The following is a 23377-nucleotide window of genomic DNA, read 5'->3' as shown; positions in this document are numbered from 1 at the left end:
AATTCTCAATACACGTTGAATATCGATGAGCCAAGTACGACATCAAACACTGCCAATTGAAGGCATGACCTGCGCCTCGTGCGTACAGCGCGTCGAACGCCGCTTACAAGCTGTGGAAGGGGTGAGTGCGGTTAGTGTGAATTTGGCAAGCGAGAAAGCAAGTGTGAAAGGCGATGTGACTATCGCCGCGTTGGTACAAGCGGTGGAGCAAGCAGGGTACCAAGTGCCCACCACTAGCATAGACCTCGCTATTAGTGAAATGACTTGTGCATCTTGCGTTGGGCGGGTTGAGAAAATTCTGAAGGCTCTCCCCAGCGTGATGAACGTCAGCGTCAATCTCGCCACGGAGAGAGCACAGGTTCGAGTGTTGGTTGGTACCGATTACGCTACTCTTTTGCAAGCTTGTAAGAAGGCCGGGTATCCCGCTACCTTGCTGACCGAGCTTGTGACTTCCGCAAATCGCCGTACAGAAGCCTGGCCCTGGCATGTGATTTTAGCAGCGGCCTTAAGCTTGCCTTTAATGGCACCGATGTTGCTGAGCCCATTTGGCCTTGATTGGATGCTGTCGAGTTATTGGCAACTGGCTTTGGCCACACCAGTGCAATTTCTTCTTGGCGCGCGGTTTTATCGAGCCGCTTATCGCGCCGTATTAGCTGGTAGTGGCAACATGGATTTGTTGGTCGCCATCGGCACCAGTTCTGCATATGGTTTATCTCTGTATCTGATGTTTGCGCATGGTCAGCATCATGAGGTGGGAATGCAACATCTATATTTTGAATCCTCAGCGGTGGTGATCACTCTAGTTTTATTGGGTAAGTGGTTGGAGGCGCGCGCGAAATTGCAAACAGTATCGGCCTTGAAAGCGCTCGAAGCCCTGCGTCCGACTTCCGCCATCGTGAGACGAGATGGGCGCGAACAAGAAGTACCATTGGTCGAGCTACAAACTGGAGAGTTAATTGTGATTCGACCTGGTGCGCGGGTTGCGGTCGATGGCGAGGTGGCCGAGGGTCAAAGTCAAGTTGACGAGTCTTTATTGACGGGAGAAAGTTTGCCTTTGTCTAAAGCGCCTGGTGATAAAGTGTTTGCGGGTGCGGTGAATGGTGAGGGCATGTTGTTGATCAAGGCCACCGAGCTCGGCGCCCGCAGCATGCTATCGCAGATCATCAAATTGGTAGAGGACGCGCAAGCCGTGAAAGCGCCGATTCAGCGTTTGGTTGATCAGATCAGCGCCATTTTTGTGCCCGTTGTACTAGGTCTTTCTCTACTTACTCTACTTGCTTGGGGATTGCTCACCGGCGATTGGCAAGACGCGATTTTGAATGCTGTCGCAGTGCAAGTCATCGCCTGTCCCTGCGCATTAGGATTGGCCACACCAACGGCGATCATGGTGGGTACCGGCGTAGCAGCGAGATTCGGTATTTTGATTAAAGATGCGCAGGCTTTGGAAATTGCACATCGTCTCGACACCGTATGCTTCGATAAAACAGGCACATTGACCGAAGGTAAGCCGACAGTCACCGCTATTCATACGCATCCTCATTGGCAAGCTAGCGAAACAGAGCTATTGAGTTGGGCGGCCGCAGTTCAGCAGTATAGTGATCATCCTTTAGCGAAAGCGGTAATGCAGGCGAGTGCAGCACAACACGTGGGTTTGCCTGTAGCAACCGATGCTAAAGCAATACCTGGTTTGGGCGTGCAAGCCATCGTTGATGGCATGTCCATTTGTTTTGGCAATGGCAAATGGATGCAAAATTTGGGACTTGATATCGCCGAGATGGCACACATCGCCAGCAGCGAAGAAAGACTAGGTCATACATTCTCGTATCTGGCACGTCAAGATCAGAATGGAACGCCGCAGTTGTGTGGCATAGTGGCTTTTGGTGATCAGATCAAAGCACAAGCGGCCAACGCGGTCGCGCAACTCCAAAGTATTGGTGTGAAGGTGGTTTTGATCAGCGGTGATAATCAAGGCAGTGCCAATGCAGCTGCGCAGGCTGTGGGTATCGCCGAAGTGTATGCACAAGTTCTGCCCGCCGATAAAGCAGCGATTGTGCTGCGATTAAAGCAAGCTGGAGCTTGTGTTGCAATGGTGGGTGATGGCATTAACGACGCACCTGCTTTAGCGGCAGCCGATGTGGGTATCGCCATGGCGACGGGAACTGATGTTGCTATGCATACCGCAGGCATCACTTTGATGCGCGGCGATCCGGCTTTGGTCTCAGAGGCTATCGCGATTTCACAGAAAACCTACCACAAAATCCAGCAGAATTTGGGTTGGGCCTTTTTTTATAATTTGATCGGAATTCCCTTAGCGGCAATGGGTTACTTGAACCCGATGATCGCTGGCGCAGCGATGGCTTTGTCGAGTGTGAGTGTGATTTCGAATGCACTCTTATTGCGTCGATGGAAACCGAGCACGCCTCCTAAATAAGGTGCTCGGTGTTTGTGCTGATTATGCGCGACGAGGAATTTGTAAGCCTTCGATGACTGCTGGTCTTTGTCGAAATTGATTAAGTGCACGGATCACGTGCGGAAATTGCTCAATGTTGACGAGCTCCGCTGCCTCGTAAAAACCGATCAGATTTCTGACCCAAGGGAAGATCGCGATATCGGCGATGCTGTAGTCGTCGACCATCCATTCGTGTTGCGCTAAATGTTGATCTAAGACGCCGAGTAAACGTTTTGATTCAGCTGCATAACGATCACGTGGACGTTTGTCTTCATATTCGCGCCCAGCAAATTTATGGAAGAAACCGAGCTGCCCAAACATTGGACCAATACCGCCCATTTGGAACATCAACCACTGTAGAGTTTGGTAACGCTTCTCGGGCTCTGCGGAAAGCAGTTGACCGCTTTTTTCAGCGAGATAGATCAAGATGGCGCCAGATTCGAAGAGGGCCAGCGGTTTTCCTTGCGGCCCATTGGGATCAATGATAGCGGGAATTTTGTTATTGGGATTGAGTGAAATAAACTCTGTCGACAGTTGATCATTGGCTTCAAAACTCACCAGATGTGCTTCATATGCTAAGCCAATTTCTTCTAGCATGATGGAGGCTTTGACACCATTTGGAGTGGCCAAAGAGTAGAGCTGCAAACGTTCTGGATGTTTGGCTGGCCACTTTTGTGTAATGGGGAAATCGTTCAGGGATAAGAAGCTTGGCATAGTAAAAAAACGCGTGGATAAAGAATCAATTGTCTACTTGTAGACAGACAGTCATGTGTCAATCATTTCTCTATCTTAACGTATTCTACGTGTCGTCTCACGGACGATCAGTTCCAGAGGCGGAATACTGGTTTCTACTATCTCGCCGTTGATCAAATGTAAGAGCGAATTGGTAGCGATGCGTCCGATGTCGTACAGCGGCTGGCGAATTGTAGTGAGTGGTGGAGTCGTGTAAGAGGATCCAGGTAAATCATCGAAACCGACTAAGGAAATATCTTCGGGCACGCGTATGCCTTTGCGATACAGGCTCAAGCGCGCACCGTAGGCGCTCAAATCATTGGCCGCGCAAACGGCTGTGAATTGTTGCTGCGTGTCGAACAAATGATTGATCGCGCGCATACCGCTACTTTCATGGAAGTCACCTTCCACTACAATCTTGGGGTCATACGCGATATCAGCTTCTTGCAAAGCACGTTTGTAGCCAGCTAAACGTTCATCGGCGTCGCAGTTGTTGGCGGGGCCAGTGATAAAGGCAATGCGTCGATGACCCAGTTCGATTAAATGACGTACAGCCAACCAGCCACCGTGTTCATTGTCGAGTTTAAAGCCGAGAGCGCGTTGTGTTTGTATCGCCCGTCCAGTTGAGACGATAGGGCGATGCTGCGAAAACTGCAGTACTGATTCATCTGTAATGCGACCTGAGAGCAAAATGATACCGTCGACCTTACGTGCTAACAGCAAACGGATACGCTCAATTTCTTCCGCCGCATTCCAGTGACCACTGACGATCACCGATGCATAACCCGTACCTTTCAAAGCTTCATCAACACCGTGCAAAGTTTCGTCAAAAAACGGACTCGAAATATCCTGTACAACGATCCCGATGGTCATCGACCTTCCACGTTTTAGACTTTGTGCCATGGGGTTGGGGGCGAAGTTCATACGGGCGATGGCATCCATCACCGCTTGACGCTTATCGTCTGATACTTTCGCTGTGCCATTCAAAATCCGCGATACCGTGCTCGGCGACACGCCTGCTAATCGGGCTACGTCGATAAGGGTGGTTGGGGTGTCGTTCGGTGACTGCTCGCTCAAGTGGGTACCTTCTTGATCAAAATAATGATGAAAAGCTTTTCAAATGTGCTCTACGCTGGGAAGAATAGCATAATTTACAAGGACAAATTTCAATCGTTTTACTGACTTTTCGTGACTTTGTAGTCTCTTGCTAAAAGAATTGAAAATCACATGTCAGATTGGCGATGGGGTCTCAACTCAAGGTCGCGAAAGTGCTGTGCTAGGCCATTAGCTGACCGTATGAAAACGTTTTCTTGATATTCGACGAATTTTGCCCTTTTTGGCAATAATACTCAACTAAGGCGCGATGTTCTGGAAGGTCGTTCAGTGCTCGTTGTGAAAAGTTCGCGATATTTTGAAACTCTTGCTGGACTAATACCAGTTTGTTGGCATCTAAGGCACTCGGATGCAACTTGGTAGCGTATTCCATACCGTACAGAACATACTGCCAACTCGATGGCGGATACATTTCTAAGTCGGTGATGAAATCGAGGCGGCTTGGTGGACGGCTGCGCCACATGGCGAGTTTTTCACGTAAGGATAAGGGTATCGATGCTGCATCAGTGTTATCGCGCCAGAAGGCACTGTCCTGCCGTTGACTAAGGCAATAATGCAGCTTAATGAAATCCACAATCCTGTCGTAACGTTGCGTCATTAAATGGTTGAAATGTTTAGCACTTGCTTCCAATTCACCATCAAATGGAAATAAATAGGCAAGCAAGTATGCTGCGGTTTCGATTAAACCAACGCCGGACGATTCAAGTGGCTCGAGGAAGCCACCTGAAAGCCCAACTGCCACGCAATTCTTGACCCACGCTTGCGGACGGTAGCCCAACTTTAGATCTAGTTTTCGAGGTTGAAGATCTGCCATTGCTGAACCCACATACTGCCGTAGAATTTGTTCTGCACGCTCATCGCTGCTGTGTCGACTTGAATACACATAGCCGATTCCACGTCGACTTTGCAGCCCAATATCCCAGGTCCAGCCCGACTCGTGTGCAGTCGAGATCGTGTAAGAAGGGATCGCAGTTTGCGGGGCGGCATAGGGCACTTGCACTGCAAGTGCGCGATCGACAAAAAGTACCTCGCTCACACTCTTGAAATTTGATTGCAAAGTCTCACCAATCAGACGTGCGCGAAAGCCTGTACAGTCGATATATAAATCGGCCTGCAGAGCGCCATGTTCTTCGGTATGAACAGATCCAATGCTGCCATCTTCACTTAAGCGGACCTGATCCACGTTACCTAGCAAATGTTTGACGCCAAGCGATTTCGCGTGCTCAGCCAACAGCGTTGCAAAGCGTCCGGCATCAAAGTGATAGGCGTAATTCATAGGGCCAAGATAGTCGTTATCCCTAGCGCGTTTTGGCGCTCTCCCTTGGTCAGCGATCAACTTCTGCATGCTGACTGCTTGCGCAAATGGCACATCTTTTCCAGCTAAGCCGTGTAACCAGTAAGGTAAAAGTTCGGGTGTCCCAGTGCGTTGGCTTGGTTGGCTAAATGGGTGAAAGTAGTGCGGCGCGCCACTGCTTTGTGCCGGTCGAACCCAATGATCAAAACGTATCCCTTGCTTAAAAGTCGCATGACATTCGCGAATGAATCGTGCTTCGTCGATGCCAATGGCTGCAAGCGTGCCGCGGATCGATGGAAAGCTGCCTTCACCAACACCGATGATGCCGATTTCTGGGGACTCGACTAAACGAATTTGTATGCCGAAATCCCGATGGCTGGCTAAATGTTTTGCCAAAAAAGCCGCAGTCAGCCAACCCGCAGTACCGCCACCGACGATCAAGATTTGAGTCACTTTTTTCATGGTGTTTGTCTCTCAGTTTTTGTTGTAAGTTCTGATCAAAATTGCATACCACTTTCCCTTTTTGCTGCGTCGCAAAACGGAAAGTTAGTTGACATCGATAAAAATTAAAATGTATCATGAAAACGTTTTCATGTGATGTGAAAACGTTTTCAAACAAATTTAACGCGGATTATTGTCGTTTTATCCGTGGAAAAACGGGCTGAAACTGGGTTTATTGCCTCGTGGATGTGGAAAACGTGATAGCGGGCTACCAACATGAAAACTTCGTGAATGAGGTCTGTGGCAAAAAAAATGGACCAAACAGGATGGAAAAACTAGGTAGCAAAGAAGCAAACAGCAATTGGTTTGAAGGCAAGCTCAACTATGCGGGAACAAAGCACTTTCTTAAAGATGGCAAGTGCTCGCGCAAGACTTAGGCTTGAACTGATTGCCGAGATGAGTCAACACAATACCAATCCAACTGGAGACAAAATGAAAAAATCAGCATCACCAATCCGACAACGTGCGAGCACCCCAATTCAACTCGCTGTGTTGGTACTAGTCGCAGGTATGAGCACGGCCCACGCACAAAATGCAGCGCCGACAACAACCACACCTGCGAGCAGCGACGCTGCGAAAAATTCGACGACTACCATTCAAGAGGTGATGGTCACTGGTACAAAGCGTACAACGTCTTTACAAAAAACTCCGGTCGCGATTACCGCGATCAATGCAGGTGCGTTGGAAGACGCCCATGTACAAACTTTACTCGACGTGGTGAACTTGGTCCCGAGTTTCCAAGCAACTGGGCAAGGTGATCATGGTGTTATCACGATGACGCTGCGCGGCGTTGGTAACGACAGTGCCAAAACAGAATACGCAGATCCTGAAGTTGCTTCCTTTGTCGATGGCATCTATTCACCACGTCCAGAAGGCGCAACGGCCTTGTTGTTCGACTTAGATGCGATCGAAATCTTACGTGGCCCTCAAGGCACCTTGTGGGGACGTAACTCGACAGTTGGCGCAGTCAATATGCAAACGGCTAAACCTGTATTAGGTAAACAAACGGGTAATATTGAAGCGGGTTTGGGTACCTACAATCGTTTGGGGGGTCGCGGTGCATTCAATATTCCTTTGAGCGACAATGCAGCGATGCGCGTCGCTTTCGTGCATGAACAACATGATGGTTATGTCGATTATCAGACATTGCCAGTCATCCCATTGGCGAGTCAGAAAGCGGCCTTTGTTGCAGGTGGTGGAAAATTGGCTGACTTCCAGCCTATCAATCCAAATCTCTTCGTGAACGGCGGGCCAAAATACAATGCGCAGGATCAAACGGCTGTGCGTGTGAGCTTATTGTGGCAAATCAGCCCAGATCTAAAATGGAATGTCGCTTACGAAAAATATGCGGATCGTGGCACGCCAAGTATGAATCTGATGCAAACTCCTCGTGCTGGTCAAAAGTTGTGGTCTGCTTTGATTGATACCGCACCTTTCGTTCAACGTGACACCGATTCTTTGCGTAGCCGCTTGGACTATCATCTCAACAATGATATGAGTTTGTCGTATATCGCTGGTGTATCGAAGTTCAGTGGATCTTCCAATTTCGATCAAGACGGTGGTGTTTCTATCCCAACTAGCTTCGCTACTGGTGCAGGCTATCAAGCGAATAACACGGTATCTTCTAATTACTTCAACTACAGTCACGAAGTGGAATTGCAATCGACAGGAAAGCGTGAAGTCGACTGGCAATTGGGCGTTTACTATGCGGCAGAACGCAATGATATTCGTTTCGATATTCCGATTTTTAACGGCACCCAGCAAGGTACCGTCGGATGGCAAGGTTCCTTCATTCAACCAAAAGAAACGGTTGCATCCAGCGCGGCATTTGGTCAGGCAACTTGGAACGTCGACGACAGTTTGCATTTAACTGGTGGTTTACGTTACACCTCTGACAAACGTACTAATGTCGGTGGTAATGGCTATACGTGGAATTACGATGCAACTGTGCCACAAGTGCCATTGAATCCGAATATCGATCCACGCATTCCAGGTCAAGGCTACAGTCCAGGGAAGCCATCCAATGATGGTGAATACACGGGTAGCAAAGTGACAGGTTTATTGCGTCTGGGTTACGACGTCGACAAAAACAATATGCTATACACCAGCGTCTCGACCGGTTACAAATCGGGTGGCTTACAAGATGGTGGTAAAACCTACGGCGCTGAAACTTTGACCAACTATGAGATTGGTACGAAGAGTACATTCTTAGATGGTTCATTGCGTATCAATAATGCCATTTACTACACCAACTTCAAAGACTTTCAGTTCAGTGCGCCCGTGACCAATCCAGATGGCACACGTGGCTTAGCGACCAGCAACGCCGAAGGCGCGAAGATCTCCGGATTTGAATCTGAAATCGCAGCACGTATCACACCCGATGATCGTCTACAAATGACCTTCGCCTTTACTCGCGCTAAGCTTGGTAAATTAATTGGTGGTACTAATGACTATGCTTTACCTGCATGTAAAGTCCCAGGTATTAGCACCTGTCTTGATGTGACTGGTAACACCATGCCGCATGCCCCACGTTTTGCTGCCCAGTTCCAATATCAGCATATGTTCCATATGCCTGATGGCGCAACTTTGACACCACGTGCGAGCGTTCATTATGAAACTGAAACGTGGTTGAGTGTCTTTAATTTGGGTGAGGGTGATAAGCAAAAAGCCTATAGCCGGGCCGATATCGGATTGCGTTACGAGTCAACCAAAGGTTGGTGGTCTGACTTCTTCGTTCGCAATGTGGGCAACAACAACGTCAAAACGAGTGCCGGTAATGCCGGTGGTGCGTGGGTAGCGCAGTATTTGCCGCCGCGAACAGTCGGTGTGAACTTTGGCTACAACTTCTAATTGTTGGAAAAAATATTCAAGGTCTTTTGACCTTGAACATCTACCACGTTGGCAGTATCACGCCTTTTTGTAAGGAAGGCTGAGCGTGCGCATGTATGATGGGCACGCTCAGTCTGCCACAGTCTCGCACTACGGTGCATGAACATCCAAGCAGAACATGAATTCATTTACCAAATTTCCTCAAGACTTTATCTGGGGCGTTGCTACCAGTGCCTTTCAAATCGAAGGGGCAGCGACTGCCGACGGCAAAGGCTTGTCTATCTGGGATACCTTTTGTCAAAATCCCGCCAACATCAAAGATGCCAGCGATGGCCTCGTCGCCTGCGACCACTATCACCGTTATCGTGACGATGTTGATCTGATCGCTTCTTTAGGATTGGACGCCTATCGTTTTTCGATGGCTTGGTCGCGGGTGCAACCGCAAGGCAAGGGAGCTTGGAATGAGAAGGGATTTGATTTCTATGCTCGCTTAATTGATGCTCTAGCGGAAAAGAACATCGCCCCACATCTCACTTTGTATCATTGGGATCTGCCTCAGGGTTTGCAAGAGGATGGTGGTTGGTTATCACGCGATATCCCAGCTCGTTTTGCTGATTATGCAGCCGAAGTGGCGCATCGCTTCGGAGATCGAGTCGCCAGTATCGCAACTCATAATGAACCTTGGTGTACTGCGAATCTTGGTTATGGCAATGCGCAATTCGCCCCTGGCGTCGCCGACGCCAAGCAAGCGATACAAGTGTCGCATCATCTATTGTTATCTCATGGTTTGGCGATGACTGCCATGCGAGCACAGCAGGCCTCGGCGAAATTAGGCATCGTCCTCAATCAATGGACTGCGGATGCTGCTACCGATAGTGAACAAGATCGAGCCTTGGCTGAACTTGAGTACGCGCGCTCTGTTCAATGGTTTATGGATCCTATTTTCAAAGGCCATTATCCCGAGCTTGCTTTGCGTGCGCATGGAGAAAATGCACCAATCGTGCAAGCTGATGATTTCAAACACATACAACAGCCTATCGACTTTCTTGGTGTGAATTATTATTTCCGCGCTTTTTGTAGTGCTGAAGATCCCCCTCGTCAACCGCCGCTGGAACATGGTCGTACTGATATGGGGTGGGAGATCTATCCGCAGGGTTTGACCGAACTCCTATTGAAGTTGAACGAAGAGTACCCGCTACCCCCAATTTATATCACTGAAAACGGCATGGCCAATCCGGATGAGGTCACCCACGGTGTGATTCCTGATTTGGCACGTATTGACTACGTCAGAAATCATCTAGCCGCGTTGTTTCAAGCGATGGCCAAAGGGGTTAATGTACAGGGATATTTCTTATGGAGTCTGCTCGACAATTTTGAATGGAATTCAGGTTATTCGAAACGATTTGGTATTGTTCATGTCGACTACGCTACACAGCAACGCACTTTGAAGGATAGTGCGTATTGGTATCGCGGATTCGTCGCTGAACAGAAAGTACGATAGGTCTACAAGAAAAGTACAAAAAAGCACAATAAGGGCATGCCATTTTCATGTATGCTCAAGCCAATCGAAAACCGATTGAGCGAAAAAGAATTCCATAAAAAAGATGATAAAGACGGAGACAAGCATGCAAGACCAAGTCAAAACAGTAGGTAATATCAACCCCTTATTTTGGGTGCCGACCGCCTATTTTACGATGGCACTCGGCTTTATGATGTTGACGAATGTAACGTCCACCATGTTCAAAAATCTGGGCATGAGTAATGGCGAAGCAGCGGGCTACTCCAGCATGTTTATCTTGGCCTATACCATTAAGCCTTTGTATGCACCGTTTGTCGAAATGTACCGCACTAAAAAGTTTTTTGTGCTTTGTGCTCAGTTGACCATCGCGCTTGGCTTTGTCGGGGTTGGCCTTGCGATGTCATTGCCAAACTATATGGTGGTACTGATGCCTATGCTGTGGGTCTTATCTTTTGTCGGTGCTACTCAAGATATTGCCAGTGATGGCGTGTATGTGACTTCTCTCGATAGCCGCAGCCAATCTTTGTTTTGCGGCATTCAAAGTTTGAGCTGGAATGTGGGGCCTATCGTTGCTGCGGGCGGTATGGTCTGGCTCAGCGGTTATTTATATACCGAAGTTTTTCACCAATCAAAAGGGAGCTTTGGACCAGAATGGATTGCCGCTTGGCGCATCATCTTTTTCTTAGTCGCTGGCGTCACCTTGTTGATGGCGCTATGGCATTGGAAAGTCATGCCTGATGGCGAACGCGCGAGCAATACGCCGACCTCGGTGAAAGCGACTGTCGATATTTTAAAAGACTCTTTCGTCACCTTCTTTCAGAAGCGCGATGTTTGGAAGATGATCGCTTTTGCGTTTTTATTCCGTTTAAGTATTGGTTTTCTTGAAAAAATCGGACCGTTCTTTATGTTAGACCCTTTAGCTAAGGGGGGCTTAGGTTTATCCAATGAATTACTTGGCTTGGTATATGGCACTTACGGTTTGGCAGCCGTGCTATTGGGCTCTCTGCTGGGTGGTTGGTTTGTTGCACGTGGTGGCTTGAAATCGACCTTGTTCATTCTCTGCTGTGCCGTGAATATCCCCAATATCACATTCTTGATTATGAGCTGGTATTTGCCTCAGGATCTAGTCTTGATTAGCGCGGGCGTCATCATTGAAAAATTCTTTTTCGGCTTCGGCTCTGTTGGCTACATGATTTATTTGATGCAGGAGCTCGCGCCTGGAAAATACACCACCACGCATTATGCTTTTGGTACCGGGCTGATGGGCTTATGCGGCATGCTAACAGGCATGGTCAGTGGTTTCCTGCAAGAGTGGATGGGCTACATTAATTACTTTGTGTTTGTGATGGTTGCCACTATCCCTTCTTTCCTCGCATGCTGGTTTGCACCTTTCCATCAGACCGATGCCGCCGCTCAGACTGAATCAGGGAATCCAGAACAGACCAAACATGCGGCAGCCATACATTAATCGTTTGCTCGGGTCGCTAGAGTATATTTTTTACGTACTCTGAATTACACTGTTTCATCGGCAGAGTTGATTCTCTGCACAGTGTACTTGAACGAGGAAGGGTAAGACATGTTCTCTTGGCGATGGATTCTGATTGCGGTTGTGATTTTTGGCGGCTGGCATCAGTGGCAACAGCGTACGCAGAAACCCGTTTATCGATCCAATGGTGTCCTCGTTGCGCGAGATCCTGTACAAACCAATCTTGATCGCGGAGAAGTCTGGCAGAAAGATAATTACACGATTAAGGCTTTGGCTGATTTCGATATTGAAGCCCGTGTATTGTCAAAGGAGCTCTACAGCATGGGCCGTGAGGCTGACTTGTCGCCGGTCGATCTGGCTTTGGGGTGGGGTTCGATGTCAGATTCAGAGATCATTTCCAAACTCAGTATTTCGCAGGCAAATCGTTTTTACTTTTATCGGTGGGAAAATGATCCACCACGCCCGCCCGCAGAAATCGCGAGTCATAGTGCCAATATGCATATGATTCCGGCCGACGCAAAAATTGCGAAAATACTTAAGGATGTGCGACCAGGTCAGGTCGTGCACTTGCGTGGAAAGTTAGTTGCAGTGAATGCGCCCGATGGTTGGCACTGGCAATCGTCAATGACGCGCGAAGATACTGGTGCAGGCGCTTGCGAGTTGTTCAGGGTGGAGAGCGCTGAGGTTCGTTAGTGCTGATTGTCGACTCATCTATGTCAGTTTGAAGTAAGGAGACACGGTTCCGACCTTGTTGTTTAGCTCGATACATTTGTTTATCAGCCAATTTAAGTAGATCTCGCCCGTGGCGCACTGTGCTGGAAAAACTTAAACAGCCGATACTCGCGGTACAGTGATGTTCGATGCTTGCTTTGTCGTTCGATGTCCCCGAATGCAGAATAAAGGGAGCGGCGATCGCGCTACGTATTTTTTCGGCGATGTCAATCAGATAGGCATCGGTGAGTGTTTTATCCCGATGCAATTCGTTGATGACGACGACGAACTCATCTCCGCCGAAGCGAGCAACAGTATCGACTTCGCGTATGCAGCTTCGTAAACGATGTGCAGCCTCTATCAACAACAAATCGCCGACGTCATGCCCATGCTGATCGTTTAGAGGTTTGAAGTTATCAAGATCTAACATCATCAATCCAGCATATTTTCCAGAGCGCTTACTTGAGACGATAGCGAGGCTAATTCTATCATTGAGCAAGCGACGGTTCGGGAGATTGGTGAGAGGATCGTAAAACGCGAGATTTTGAATCTCTGACTCCATTTTTTTGTAGTCTGAGATATCTTTAACAGTGGCAATATAACTAATCACTTGACCGTGGTCATCGAATACTGTGGACGCCGCAACAGACACAGGAAATCGTTCGCCATTCTTACGCATGAAAATCAAATCGAAGTCACCTTGTTGCTGGCTGATCGTTTTTTTCATCGCTCGATCAATTACAGAATACTCTTCTTCTGGCCAATACGGAAAAGGGGCACTTGTGCCAAGTAATTCTTCTCGGGTAAATCCGGTCATTTCGCACAGTGCGGGGTTGACCTCGCTTGTGTAACCGTCTTTGCTTAGAACAGAGACACCATCGCGCATGGATTCGATCATGCGTTTGGAAAAAATAAGTGATTTTTGTAGATGTTCTTGAGTCTGCTTTTGTGCGCTGATATCGACATGTGTAACGACAATTCGTCGGGGGGACACATTTCGCATAGCGGCAACGCGAACGAAAAACCATCGTTGCTCTTTGGGCGAGTGACAAGGATAGTCTAAGTCAAAGCGTTCTCTTTTTCCCTCGATGATTTCTCGGAAACCAATATAGAACTGGCTCGCACTTTGCAGTTCGGCGGATAAGGACTGAATGGCGTTAGTACAAACTTTGAGGTAGTTATCACCCTCGTGGCAGTGACCTTGCGCACCGCCGTTATCTACATAAAAATCTTTCCATGCTTGGTTGACTGCGATTATTTTTCCTTCTTCATCTAGCACGCAAACATTGGCTGCAATGCCATCGAGAATGGAATGTGCGAAGGCTCGGGACTTTTCAAGTTCGGCCTCCATTTTTTTGCGTTGGCTAATGTCATGAAAATTGACGACTACGCGTAAAAGTTGGCCGGAACTAGAGAAATCAGGAAAGGCGCTAACGATAAGCCAGACGATATCTGCGCGATCTGGGGCCAATACACCAAGTACAGTTTCTCTCAGCGGTGTTAAGGTAGACAATACAAGGCTGACTGGATATCGCTCTGGCGCTAAGCGGTTACCTTCAGAATCGATGAAACACCAATTCGGATCGATGACGCGTTTGCCAAGCATTTGATCTTCACTTAAGCCCAGCAGTTCGGCAGCACGATGGTTACTAAATATAATGCTGGTATCAGGAGCATGCACGACGACACCCGTATGCAGGTTCATCAATACGTCGAGCCGTACATCGGTCCTAGATTTCGCTCTCATGTCGATCTTGCCTTGTCTCAGGGTGGCAGTTTTTCTACTTATTGTTGACGGAAATCGGACTCGATTTATTCAGCAACATGTACTTCCTTAGCGTAGCAAAGCAAACTAAAAATTACAATCCGAATTCTGTGGTTTTCAAGATCAACTTTGATCGTTTCGACCACAATGCGGAAGATTTCACTTTCTTTAACGTCACTTCTTACCTATGATCGGATAAGACTGCCAACATGGTCTTTCGGTGTCATGGTCATTTTGATCACGCTTTATTTCGAGGAGTCTGTAATGGATAGAAGAGATTTTCTGAAAACTTCATTGGCTAGTAGTATGGTTTTGGGTGCTCCTGCATTCGCTGCTGATAAGAAAACAAGCAATGTTCAATATCAATTGCGTGGTACTGATGTGTATGGGAAACCGCTTGATTTGAAGGAATACTTAGGTCGTACCGTCTTAGTTAGCTTCTTTACTTTTGACTGTACAGTCTGTTCACATGACTTGAAGCTGATGCGCGACTTTTACTTGCGCAATGTAAAAAAGAAGTTCGTCTTGCTCGGTGTGAATATTGATCAGAACAAGAAAGACCTGGATGAATATAACGATGCAACGACTTTAGCTTATCCTAAAGATCAACGATTTCCGACAGTTTGGCGTTTTGCACCAGGCCATCAAGATAATTTCGGAAGCTTGGGCTCGACCCCCACCCATTTCGTGCTTAATCCCAAACATCAACTCATGTTCAAACGTGATGGGGCTTTTTTACCTGAGGATTGGGATAACTTGTGGCTCTCACTACCTTAATCCATTTTGTAGCTTGAACAATGGGTGCAGCCTTAACCAGCCCACATTTCATTGAAGTTTTTGAAGGCCCATTTCGCAGCATCTTCGTGGGCCACTATTTTTTCACCTTTGACATCGACTGTTGGTCTCGATAGATCGATGATCTCGGCGGGAATATAGCTTTTCGATTTCGTCGAGAAAAACACTTTTACTTTTGGTGCCACAAGGTTTTTAGTTTGTTCAACCACGACACCTAAGCGCCCCGACGCAAGCCTGACGAGCGAGCCAACAGGATAAATACCAACGCTGCTAACGAATGCTTGAAATACATCTTTATCGTACTGTGCCTCGCACCATTCACCCATACGCTTGATGGAGTCTGCTGGTTCCCAGCCTGCTTTGTAAGGGCGATTCGATGTGATGGCATCATAGACGTCGCATACGGCCCCCATTTTCGAATAAATGCTGATTTGATCGCCTTTCAAGCCATGTGGATAGCCACTGCCATCAATACGTTCATGGTGATGAAGTACGACATCAAGTGGAACTGCGGCATCGAAGCCACTTTCGAGTAAGAGTCGATGCCCTTCTGCCGGATGACTCTTCATGATCTCGAATTCTTCTACAGTGAGCTTTCCTGGTTTGAGCAGCACTTCGCTCGGCATACTCGCTTTGCCTAAATCATGTAAAAGTCCGGCGAGTCCTGCCTCATGAGTTTGGTCCTCATCAAGGTTGAGATGATGGGAGAGCGCCACCATCAGCGCGCAGACAGCAACGGAATGCATGTAAGTATAATCATCAGCATTTTTGAGACGTGCTAGATTAATCAGCGCGTTCGGATTTCGCATCACTGAGAACGATATCTCTTGGACTATTTCGCCAGCATGATCGATTGAAATTGCCCTACCCATGCGCGCTTCTTCGAACATCGACTTCACAGATTTTTTCGCCTGCGCGCAGATTTTCGCGGCACGTTGCATTTCGTCTGAAGTTTGTGTGGGCTTAGGACGTTCAACTGCCTTCTTAGGAACCACTTCTGGTTCGGGTTTTACTGACTCAGTTGCGGTGGGAGCAGTGACTGCGGCTTGTGGTTCAGCGCCTTTGTCGATATTGATCCAAACTTCGGTGATGCCGCTATCGACAATTTTCTGGATGTCGAGTGGATCAGTGATAATGAATTTGGTACGCCAAAAAGGATGATCCATCCAAGAGCCACATAGCGACTGTAAGTACATCCCCGTTCTTAATTCATCGACGGCGATCTTCTTTAACATTGCGTGGCTCCGTTTGTATGTATTTTGTTGATATAAGGCCTAGTGTAACTCAGCGCTAGCCAAGACTTTGATTGCGCGAGAAAATTTAACCCTTTGTTTCAATTCGATCCAGTAATTGGCACTATGCCAGTTCTTTCATTTTGTCACTTTGCAAATGAACCAAACCCGATTGCAAGAAACTTTGCACATCGACATTAATTTTTTGTCCGACATCGTTAGGCCAAACACCATTCGGCGTCGCACACACGCATTGATCTCGACCATTGCGTTTGGCGACATAGAGGCACGCGTCGGCGATAAGAATCACTTGTTCTTGAGTGAGTAGATCTGCTCGTTGCATTTGGAAAGGGAAACAGGCAATGCCGATGGAACAAGTGGTGCTGACTGTTCGTCCTTCGCTGATGGGGAAACGCGCAGCGCCAACCGCTTGTCGTAAGCGACTGGCCCAGCCTAATGCTTCATGTTCATCGTTGACTCTAGCGCACAATAAGAATTCTTCTCCGCCCCATCGTACGGCGAGGTCATCGTTGCGGCAATGTTCTCGAAGTATGCCCGCAATTCCACTTAAGATAGCATCGCCACTCGCGTGTCCATGCGTATCGTTGATGCTCTTGAAGTGATCGATGTCGATTAAGACAAAGGCATAGCGTTTGCCTTTGCCGTTGCGTCGATCATCGCCAGATGTGAATGGAATCAGATTTGATAAAGATTGGGTTAGATGTCGGCGGTTCCCTAAACCAGTGAGTGGATCGAGTAAGCTAATCTTTTCAATTTCGGCATAAGCCTGTTCCAATTCTTTGGTGCGCGCGAGGACCAGTTCTTCAAGTAGATGTTTCTGTGCGTTGAGTCGATCAACCCGCCAGCCACTGATCAAGCGAACAACGACGAAGATTAAGATCGCATAGCAAACATAGGCGAGGTAACTTCGGTACCACGGTGCTTTTACGGTAAAGCTAAAGTTAGCTTCTTCACTGACCGTACCGTAAATATTTTTTGCTCGGACGCGAAAACGATATTTTCCCTCAAAGAGGTTGCTGTAGTCTTGGTAGGTTTCTGTATTCCAATTTGACCAACCACTGTCATTACCTTCTAAGAATACTTGATACAAGTTGCTTTGTTGGCCGTCATAGCTGGTGGCTGCATAGTCAAATCGCAAACGATTTTGACTAAACTCAAGTTCAGCATTCGATTGTAAACCGTGCCCACCATAAATGACATTGTCCGAAGTGCTCAAGTTGCGTATTAAAGTGCTGAACGGTGCCTGATAGTTTTTTTCGGAATCAGGGACTAAACGAAACAATCCCTTGGTGCCGCCGAACCACATTACACCATCGCTATCGTAGAGTATCCTCTGCATACCTTCACCGCGCTCACCTGTTAAGGCCCGTAGTGCTTGCGTATGAATGGGTTTGTATTCTGAGCCGACTAGTTTTAGCGAACTTACTTCTTCGAATCCAGTTTGAAGATCTTGGGAGAAGAGCCAGACGCGAGATGACGCATCCTCATAGATGCTATAGACGGGTCGTGGATTCTCAAATAGCTTTTGAAAGCGATTGTCACTATTAAAACGATTGCTATTGGCATCAAATTGAAATACGCCTGCATTCGTGCCAAACCGAACTTCTTGATTGATCAGGTAGGCCCAATTCTTGTTCTGGCTTGGTAGCCCATCATTTGCACCATAGCGCGCAGTTTCGAAATGTTCTTCACCCTCTTTCCCTTGACGAATGCGGATGCGCACCACACCAGTGCTATTCGTACCAAGCCAAATATCACCTTGTTTATCTTGAACGATGGTCCTAACCTCGTCGGTAATGCCAGGCAACATCCCTCGAATTTGCCACTTATCTCCGTTGAGTTGTATCCTTAATACACCATTACGAACCCCAATCAAAAGTTGATTTGGAAGTTCTTTGGGGTTGAGAAAACATAGTGCTGTGTCTGTCGATGGAATTTTTTCGACTTTATTTTGATCGAGTACATAGATGCCTTGATAATTCCCAATCATGAGGCGCTGTCCAAAACTATAAAGCCCCCAAGTTGGTCCACTGATGTTAGGGATGCGTTCAAATTGTGCGTTGGTACCGGGCGCTAGTCGATACAAACCCTGAGTCGTTGCCGAGTAGAGTTTTTCTTGATGACGATGGACATAAAGACTAGAGCCTACGAGTCCGTTATTTTCGTGAAAGCGACTTAAAGGATCGGTGACCTCAATACGACTGATACCGCGATCTAAAGCTAACCATAAACCTTGATCTCGGTCTACCGCTAGTCCATACACAGCTTGATCTGGCAGTCCATTTGAACGATCAATGTGACCTAGTAATTTACCATCTATATCAAGATGAAATAAGCCACTTTGGACTGTGCCAAAATACATGCTGCCGTCGTTCATTTGCGCAGCGCTATACAGCAAGCTTGACTTCAAAATGGTATCAATATCCGTTTTCCAATTACGGAATTGCCCATTTTCATATACATAGAATCCTTGATTTTGAGTGCCGAGAATATAGCGCTCGCTGTTGTTCTCGGAGCTATTTGTGGCGTTATTTGCACCAGTATTATTGGCGAGACTTAACATAACGTATAGCCGTTCAGATGCGAAACGCTCGCCGCCAGCTAAGAGCTCCAGTCTGTCACCTTTCAGTTCGAGTAAACCTCGTCCTGCTTCTCGGACAAATAGACGCTTGTTGAGATAAAACGGCCATTGGAAAGCTTGTTTGGGTGTCCAATGATCGACTTTGTCACCCTTGATTCTGAGAAGACGTCGAAACGAAGCAAACACAATTCCTTGGTCGTTGGCAAAACAGCGCCACACATCGGAGAACTGTCGTTGTTCCTGGTTCAATTTAGGCATCAAGGAGACATACTGCATGGTGCCATGGGCATCTTCTTGAAGATAACCGATCTCACCAACCGCGCCGACATAGATGCGACCATTGGCATCCACGGCAAGCGAACGCACCGTGGTTTGATTGCTAACCTTAATCAGACGCCAACGTTCACCATCGAACTCCAAGACACCGTCGTTGTTGCCGACATAAATCAGCCCACGTTGATCTTGAACGACGGCCCAGTTTTGCCCTTGTGCGCGATATTCCTGAGGCAGAAAGGTACGTAGTAATGGTGTGCCTGCTTCTGATTGAGCGCTGTTAGTGGTAGCGGTTTGAGTAGTCAATGAACGAGTCTGTGCGTTGCAGAGACCGAGGCCAATTGCGAGTCCGAGAAAAATGAGGATACGAATAAGCAGCATGTTCAATTTCATATTGTGGTCGACCACTATGTCTTGGAATAAGTGCTTTCAGATCAGCTACGAATATCGCGCGATTGGCCGTATCTAAAGTGTACGATTGAATGCAGCACAGTAATAGTGCGATATGGAAATTTTAACCTTTTTTCACAGCTCAAGTCTTATTTGTGGTTTTCTGGAATACCAGTAGCCGATTGTTGGCTGGCATATCAAGATCGTGCAGCAATGTCAGTCCTGAATCTTGTGCGAGTAGTGTTATTTGTTCAATGTCGCGTATTCCCATGTGGCTAGCTTGCTGGCGTAAGCTGTGGTCGAAGTCAGCGTTACTATCACTGGTGAAGGCTCCGCTGTACTTGAAAGGACCGTAGATAACAAATAAACCTAGCTCTTCCAAGCATCGCGCGAGGTGCACTAGCATTTGTGCTACTTCTTCCCATGCCATGATATGACATGTGTTCGCTGTGAAGGCTGCATCGAATGATGCGGTTGGCCATTGATCTGGCTGCGCGACATCGAGTTCGAGAGGCGGCAATACATTCCGTAATTTCGCTTCTTCTAGCCATGCCTCGATACTGGGATGGTAGGCGATGCGATCACTTGTCTGCCACATTAGATGGGGTAAATGTTGCGCAAAATAGACCGCATGTTGACCGGTACCACTGCCTATCTCTAATACACGTTGAGTGTGGCTGAAGTGGATACTTAACTGTGCCAAGATCGGATCGCGGTTGCGTTCACAGGCGGCTGAGAATTGTTTTAGCAATGGCTTGTTTGGATTCATATTGAATAAAGACCTTGATGAAGATGTCATGCCTATTTGATTAGATTGCGATCTCGATTGAAGATAAGCTTAATGTTTATGCTCCAAATAGCTCGAATTATGACATTCTCGGCTTGAGACTGTTGTATCTGGCAGGCTTTAAATTGACGTGGAAAAGTCTTGCTGTCATGATGATTTCACGTCTTTTTCGAGCGCGTCGCTTGGCTAATGAACACCCCATCCTTAATTGCACGACATGTCGTTTATTTTTTTGGAGGTTCACAATGCAACACTTTTCACCGAAGAATCCGATTCTCGCCATTGCCATTTCTTCTTTGTTTTGCACGGGCCTCGCACAGGCTCAGACAGGTGATAGCAAGCCCAAATTAGTAACCGATGAAAAAGCTGTGGCAGTGGTGGTGACTGGGACGCGCATGCCAAATCGCTCTGTTACAGATACTTCCGCACCAGTCGATGTCATTTCTGGCGACTCTTTGCAAAACTCCGGCGTCACCGAAATCAATCAAGCACTTTCAATCGCACTCCCTTCGTTGAATTTTCCACGTCCTGGATTAACCGATGGTACTGATACGATCCGACCAGCAACGCTACGCGGTCTTGGACCTGACCAAACTTTGGTGCTGGTTAACTCAAAACGACGCCACGCCTCTGCGCTAGTCAATGTCAACGGTACTGTGGGCCGCGGTACAGCCGCCGTGGATCTCAATACAATTCCCACCGCGATGGTAAAAAATATCGAAGTGCTGCGTGACGGTGCTTCAGCGCAGTATGGTTCTGATGCGATTTCTGGTGTGATTAACTTGCGTCTTCGGGCGGACCGCGACGGTGGTGATGCGAGCTTAAGTTACGGTCAACGTATCACTGAATATGATTTCATTCCAGGAACGGTTCCTAACGGCGCTACGTGGTCAGCTCCTGGTACCTCGCGTAGTCGCCATGATGGCGACACGACGACTGCAAGCATTTGGAAAGGCTTCGGATTTGGCGAAAATGGCTACGTCACGGTCGCTGCCGAAATAAAAGACCAAAAACATACCGAACGAGGTGGGTGGGACTTCCGTCAGCAATATCCTTTGGTGAATGGTGCTTTCGATCCACGTGAGAAAGACTTTAATCGTTTTGATGCTTGGTATGGTGAACCTGACGTTAAACAAAATACTTTTTTCGTCAATGCGGGCGAAACCTTGCAAGGCGGTACAAAAGTATATGCCTGGGCTAGTTATCAACGTCGTGACGCGGTATCAGCGGGTAACTTCCGTCGCGCCTTACAAGACCAAAACATCATTTCCATTTATCCAAATGGCTTCTTGCCGCAGATTGCGCCACAAGTCGATGACTATAGCGCGACCTTTGGGACTTCATGGCTAGCGGGCGATTGGGATATGGATGCCTCGCTCGGCTATGGTAAGAACAAGATGCAGTTTTCTGTGCAGAATAGTTTGAACCGTTCAATCGGTCCAACGAGTAAGACGGTGTTCAATGCAGGTGGTTTCGCGTATGACCAGTTAGTCTTTAACTTAACGGCAGTTCGTAGTTTTGAATTGGGTTTGGCATCGCCCTTGAGTTTTGCCACTGGGTTTGAAATGCGTCGCGAGGGTTATAGCCTGTCGGCAGGCGAGCCAGACTCTTACCGTTTTGGAGGTGAGAAATTAGCGAACGGTACACCAACGGCGCCTGGTGCTCAGGTATTTCCAGGTTTTACCCCGGCTAACGCTTCAGATAATAATCGTAGTGCTGCTGGTGTCTTTGTTGATGTGGAGGCGAATCTGACCAAAGAATGGTTGGCCTCGGCTGCCGCACGGGCAGAGCACTATTCTGATTTTGGAAGTAACGTCACTGGAAAGCTCACCAGTCGCTACAACTTTAGTAAAGAATTCGCCTTGCGTGGTACGGTCCAAAATGGTTTCCGTGCACCTTCTCCGCAACAGCAATTTTTCACATCGACAGCGACTAACTTCATCAACGGCGTTCCATTCGAAATTACGACTTTCACTCCCGGTTCCGCGGCGGCTATAGCGCTCGGTGCTAAGCCTTTAGAGCCGGAAAAGTCAGTCAATCAATCTTTAGGGGCGGTATTTAATTTCGGTAAATTTGGCTTAACGGTCGATGCCTATCATATCGACATCACGAATCGTATCGTTTTGTCTGAGAATTTAACAGCCGCTAATGTACGCAATTATTTGACTTCACAAGGTTTTGTTGGAGTTGGTGGTGGACGCTTTTTCATCAATGGTGTTGATACGAGTACCAAAGGTCTCGATATTGTTGCGAATTATTTGATGTTGGCCGACGGTGCTGGTAAGTTTGACTTCACATTAGCGGGTAATTTCACTCAGACAAAGGTCACGAAGGTCCCCAAGACAGCACAGTTGTCGGCATTGTCACCATCGCCAATTCTCTTTGATCGCGTCAATGTACTTGCCTTCGAAAGAGGTCAACCACGCAATAAAATTAATGCGAGCGTCGACTGGAAATTAAACGAATACGGTGCAACTTTACGTGCAACACGTTATGGTGAGGTCATTGATCCAGGTACAACAGCCGCATTGGATCAGGTGTTGTCTCCTAAGACTTTAGTCGATATGGAGTTTCGTTATAGCTTGAATAAACAATGGAAAGTGGCAGTAGGCGCGGACAATATTTTTGATACCTATGCTGACCCTCGCACTCCAGCCTTAAATACCAATGGCGCGGCGAGTTTTTCTAACTATTCTCCATTTGGTCGTTCAGGTCGTTTTGTTTATGGACGTGTGACTTACAGCTTCTAAATCTCGTTGTACGTGAAACGGTTTAAAGAGGGCAAGGAAACTTGCCCTTTTTTTTCGCCCTGTGAATGAGATTGGTTGAACATTTACTTACAATTCCTTGCTGTGAAATATTGTGTATTCGTCTAGAATGTCGCCTGTGTGCAGCGTTG

14 protein-coding genes are annotated in these 23377 nt (G+C 47.5%); 7 read left to right on the top strand and 7 right to left on the bottom strand.

Annotated elements, in window-relative coordinates:
* The first annotated feature begins 25 nt into the window (after window positions 1-25).
* Window positions 26-2431: a heavy metal translocating P-type ATPase gene (locus H8K36_RS07150; protein ID WP_186914409.1), complete on the top strand. Its 2406-nt coding sequence runs from the start codon at window positions 26-28 to the stop codon at window positions 2429-2431.
* Between the two features lie 21 nt (window positions 2432-2452).
* Here H8K36_RS07150 and H8K36_RS07145 read toward each other — a convergent pair whose 3' ends face one another.
* The 3 genes from H8K36_RS07145 to H8K36_RS07135 form a co-directional block, all read right to left on the bottom strand.
* The gene (locus H8K36_RS07145) at window positions 2453-3163 is read right to left on the bottom strand and encodes a glutathione S-transferase N-terminal domain-containing protein (protein WP_186914411.1); all 711 of its coding nucleotides are present in this window, start codon (window positions 3161-3163) and stop codon (window positions 2453-2455) included.
* Window positions 3164-3238: 75 nt separating this feature from the next.
* Window positions 3239-4258, bottom strand: a complete 1020-nt coding sequence (locus H8K36_RS07140) for a LacI family DNA-binding transcriptional regulator (protein WP_222611126.1) — start codon at window positions 4256-4258, stop codon at window positions 3239-3241.
* Window positions 4259-4457: 199 nt separating this feature from the next.
* Window positions 4458-6050: a tryptophan halogenase family protein gene (locus H8K36_RS07135; RefSeq protein ID WP_186914413.1), complete on the bottom strand. Its 1593-nt coding sequence runs from the start codon at window positions 6048-6050 to the stop codon at window positions 4458-4460.
* A gap of 471 nt (window positions 6051-6521) precedes the next feature.
* On the opposite strand from H8K36_RS07135, the gene H8K36_RS07130 reads away from it, so the two are divergent.
* From H8K36_RS07130 to H8K36_RS07115, 4 genes are all read left to right on the top strand, one after another.
* Complete coding sequence (locus tag H8K36_RS07130; protein WP_186914415.1) at window positions 6522-8939, top strand: TonB-dependent receptor; 2418 nt, start codon at window positions 6522-6524, stop codon at window positions 8937-8939.
* A 157-nt stretch (window positions 8940-9096) separates the two neighbouring features.
* A complete protein-coding gene (locus tag H8K36_RS07125) occupies window positions 9097-10419 on the top strand; it encodes a GH1 family beta-glucosidase (protein ID WP_186914417.1) in 1323 nt (440 codons plus the stop codon).
* Window positions 10420-10543: 124 nt separating this feature from the next.
* Window positions 10544-11905 carry an MFS transporter gene (locus tag H8K36_RS07120; RefSeq protein ID WP_186914419.1) on the top strand — a complete coding sequence of 454 codons (1362 nt, stop codon included), beginning with the start codon at window positions 10544-10546 and terminating at the stop codon, window positions 11903-11905.
* A gap of 108 nt (window positions 11906-12013) precedes the next feature.
* Window positions 12014-12616, top strand: a complete 603-nt coding sequence (locus H8K36_RS07115) for a hypothetical protein (RefSeq protein WP_186914420.1) — start codon at window positions 12014-12016, stop codon at window positions 12614-12616.
* Here the strand turns inward: H8K36_RS07115 and H8K36_RS07110 are convergent.
* Complete coding sequence (locus H8K36_RS07110; protein ID WP_186914422.1) at window positions 12588-14381, bottom strand: sensor domain-containing protein; 1794 nt, start codon at window positions 14379-14381, stop codon at window positions 12588-12590. The two genes, H8K36_RS07115 and H8K36_RS07110, sit on opposite strands and share 29 nt — an antisense overlap.
* Before the next feature lie 282 nt (window positions 14382-14663).
* On the opposite strand from H8K36_RS07110, the gene H8K36_RS07105 reads away from it, so the two are divergent.
* Window positions 14664-15176, top strand: a complete 513-nt coding sequence (locus H8K36_RS07105) for a redoxin domain-containing protein (protein WP_186914423.1) — start codon at window positions 14664-14666, stop codon at window positions 15174-15176.
* A gap of 32 nt (window positions 15177-15208) precedes the next feature.
* On the opposite strand, the gene H8K36_RS07100 is transcribed toward H8K36_RS07105, so the two are convergent.
* From H8K36_RS07100 to H8K36_RS07090, 3 genes are all read right to left on the bottom strand, one after another.
* Complete coding sequence (locus H8K36_RS07100; protein ID WP_186914424.1) at window positions 15209-16429, bottom strand: HD-GYP domain-containing protein; 1221 nt, start codon at window positions 16427-16429, stop codon at window positions 15209-15211.
* Between the two features lie 121 nt (window positions 16430-16550).
* On the bottom strand, window positions 16551-19682 hold the full coding sequence (locus H8K36_RS07095) for a ligand-binding sensor domain-containing diguanylate cyclase (RefSeq protein ID WP_186914425.1): 3132 nt from the start codon (window positions 19680-19682) through the stop codon (window positions 16551-16553).
* Window positions 19683-19833: 151 nt separating this feature from the next.
* On the bottom strand, window positions 19834-20490 hold the full coding sequence (locus H8K36_RS07090) for a DUF938 domain-containing protein (RefSeq protein WP_230404309.1): 657 nt from the start codon (window positions 20488-20490) through the stop codon (window positions 19834-19836).
* A gap of 233 nt (window positions 20491-20723) precedes the next feature.
* On the opposite strand from H8K36_RS07090, the gene H8K36_RS07085 reads away from it, so the two are divergent.
* Window positions 20724-23228, top strand: a complete 2505-nt coding sequence (locus tag H8K36_RS07085; protein WP_186914426.1) for a TonB-dependent receptor plug domain-containing protein — start codon at window positions 20724-20726, stop codon at window positions 23226-23228.
* The last annotated feature ends 149 nt before the right edge of the window (window positions 23229-23377 follow it).

It is taken from the genome of Affinundibacterium nitidum, assembly GCF_014284155.1.
Lineage (GTDB): Bacteria > Pseudomonadota > Gammaproteobacteria > Burkholderiales > Burkholderiaceae_D > Undibacterium > Undibacterium nitidum.
The sequence above is the reverse complement of the archived record's forward strand: the minus strand, read 5'-3'. Positions and strand labels throughout refer to the sequence as shown.